At 55.3% G+C, this 2,873-nt stretch carries 1 protein-coding gene, 1 rRNA gene and 1 pseudogene; all 3 read left to right on the forward strand.

The window, feature by feature from the left end; genetic code table 11:
- The first annotated feature begins 3 nt into the window (after window positions 1-3).
- A 5S ribosomal RNA gene (gene rrf / locus MAF45_RS11175) occupies window positions 4-118 on the forward strand.
- Between the two features lie 115 nt (window positions 119-233).
- Window positions 234-856, forward strand: a pseudogene (locus MAF45_RS11530) (IS1634 family transposase); the annotation flags it as partial.
- Between the two features lie 299 nt (window positions 857-1,155).
- Entirely contained in the window at window positions 1,156-2,649 is a 1,494-nt protein-coding gene (locus MAF45_RS11185) for an FAD-dependent oxidoreductase (RefSeq protein WP_237980734.1), read from the forward strand.
- Window positions 2,650-2,873 lie beyond the last annotated feature (224 nt).

A 2,873-nucleotide genomic window follows, 5' to 3' on the forward strand; every position in this document is an offset into this window, starting at 1 on the left:
TTGCCTGACGGCCATAGCAGGGCGGCCCCACTCCTTCCCATTCCGAACAGGACAGTGAAACGCCTTCGCGCCGATGATAGTCAGTTGTATTTCTGGTGAAAGTAGGTCACCGTCAGGCTTCTCCATCGAGCCCCTCCGGACGAATGTCCGGAGGGGCTTTTCCTTTTTCCCGCTCCTGAAGTGACGTCGGTTCTGCAATGGGCCGCCAGGCCTAAAGCTGTTTTGATTTAAATGACGAGCAGAGGCTGGTGAACGATCTGTTCGAGTTCAAGAGGCTCGTCGAGGCTGCCGAGCAGCTCTCCCCCGCGGGCGAAAAGAAGGCGGAGAAGTTCCTCCACTGTTCGACCGTGGGCCGCGGCGGGAAGCTGAAGGTGGCCTTCAGAGACGAGGCCTTCTGCGAGGCCAGGAAGTATTTCGGCTTCTTCGCGCTTGTCTCCAATGAGGTCAAGGACGCCGAGGAGGCGCTGAAGTCCTACAGGCTGAGTGAGAAGATTGAGGGCTCTTCAATGTCCAAAAGAATGGCATGGACGGGCGCCGCCCACGCGTCTGGCACCCTGACAGCCTTCAGGGCAGGCTCTTCGTGCAGTTTGTCGCGCTCGGCTACCACTGCTGCCTCACCAAGCAGATTGGCGAGATCAAGCAGCGGCTCGGCACGGAAAAAGATGGGAAGTCGAAGGCCGTGCTCGATCTGGAAGTCAGCCTCAAGAAATGGCTTGATGCCAGATCCCTGATTCAAGTCCTCGAGTGGTTTGACTGCGTGAAGACGACCTCCGTGATGACGCCGCGGGGAATGAGGCGCTGGAGCACCGAGTCCTTGAAGCGCGACCAACTGTTCCTGAAGCTGCTCGACATTTGATGAGCCAGAGCCACGAAGGCTTTCATGGCTCTATTGCAGAACTTTTGGGCTTGGAAGCTTTAATCAGAATCTGTGCTTCTTATGGCGAGCGGTCCTGTCGTGTTTACTGGCTTTGCTCGTCTGAACGATCAGATCCTTTGTCACTGTTTTCTGCTTGTCTATAGCAGATTTCCCTTGCCTTATTCTTCTTTTATTGAAAATTTAAATAGAAAGAGTAGAGTGTCTGACCGGTTGGGGCATCTTTCAATTTTGCTCCATCACCTTTACAGGTTGCACTGTATAAATTTTTGGAGAGAATTATGCAGAATCAATCCAGAAGAAGTTTCTTTAAAACGGCTGCGCTATCTGCCGTTGGAGCAGCTGCTCTAACGAGCGGAGCCGCTGAGGCCGCCGGCAAAAAGGCTGCCAAAAAGGCCGAGGGCGGCCGCTATGACATGATCATTGTCGGCGCTGGTTGCGGCGGTCTTGTTTGTGCGGTCAGGGCCGCTCAGATTGGCCTGAAGCCTATTCTTCTTGAAAAGATGGGAGATTCTGCCGGCAACACGATTTACGCTGCCGGGTTCATGCTTGGCACGAACACCAAGATGCAGAAGGCTGCCGGCATCTCCGGCGACTCTGCCGACAAGTTCTACGACGACATGATCAAGGTTTCCAAGGGACATGGTGATCCTGCCTTGACCCGCTATTTCGTCGACAACTGCGACAAGACTCTCGAGTGGATGTCTGATTACTGCGGGGTTAAGTTCAAGGCCGGCATGAAGCTTGTTTTCCCGATGCTCACCCGCGCTCACCTTGTCGTGGGACCGACGCAGCCGGGCGGCAGCCAGCTTGCCCTGTACCTCCAGGCCAAGGCGAAGAGCCTCGGCGTTCCGATGCTCTTCAACACCAAGGTTGTCAAGCTCCTGCAGAACTCCAAGGGCATGATTGACGGCGTCAAGGTCAAGACGAAGACCGGTTACTCCGAGATCCATTCCCGCGCAGGTGTCATTCTCGCCACCGGCGGCTATTCCGCCAACCAGGCGATGGTGACGATGTACGCAGGTTCCGCCGCTGCCAAGATGCCGATCCGCGGTTCCCGCATCATCGCCGGTGAGAACATTGTCCTCACTCAGCCCTTCATGCCGAAGATTGTGAACGTCGACCAGTATCACTGCGGCCCGATTCACGGTCCTACCGGTGCCAACCCGCTCAACATCGTGAACAAGGGCATCTGCGTTTCGAAGGAAAAGACCGAGCGCTTCACGGATGAAGGCCAGACTTATGTTCAGATGTCCCGCGATACCGCGGCCAAGACGAAGGACAACTGGGCTTTCATGATCGTGGACGATGATGTTCATAATCTGAAGGTTCTCGCCAACGACTGGAATTCTTATGCCCGCAACCGTGCTCCTGTCTACAAGGCAGACACGATTGAAGACCTCGCTAAGCAGGCCGGTCTCGATCCGAAGAAGCTCGCTAAGATCGTCAAGGATTACAACGCTGCGAACGACAACAATACCCGCGGCAAGCTGGTTCCGCCGAACACTCTTCCGAAGGCCTACCCTGTCAAGAAGGCTCCGTTCTACGCGGTCCCGTTCCAGGGCGGCATGACGGCGACTTTCGGCGGCCCGCTCGTCAACACGAACGCGCAGGTGCTCGATACCGAAAATCAGCCCATCCCCGGACTCTTTGCTATTGGCAATGCGGCCGGCGGCCTGTTCTATGATGACTACGTGGGCGGTGCGCAGCTGACGAACGCGGCTGTTTATGGCTACCATGTCGCTGACTACATCAAGGCTCAGCTGAAGAAGTAATTTCTTCGGCCATCCCTTTCCGTCTTCGGGCGGAAAGGGGGCTTGTTCATAATCCCTGAAAAATTGTTTTTTCAGGGATTTTTTGTTTGGGTGGGCCTGAAGTGGTATTGGTTTTTTGGACACAAAGGAGCCCAAAACCATGTCCATCCCGCTCTCCATTAGAGAACAAGCCTGCGAGGGGCTTTTACACGGTCGCCCCAAGAAAACTCTGGCCAGAGAGCTTG

It is taken from the genome of Mesosutterella porci (genome assembly GCF_022134585.1).
GTDB classification, from domain to species: Bacteria; Pseudomonadota; Gammaproteobacteria; order Burkholderiales; family Burkholderiaceae_F; genus Mesosutterella; species Mesosutterella porci.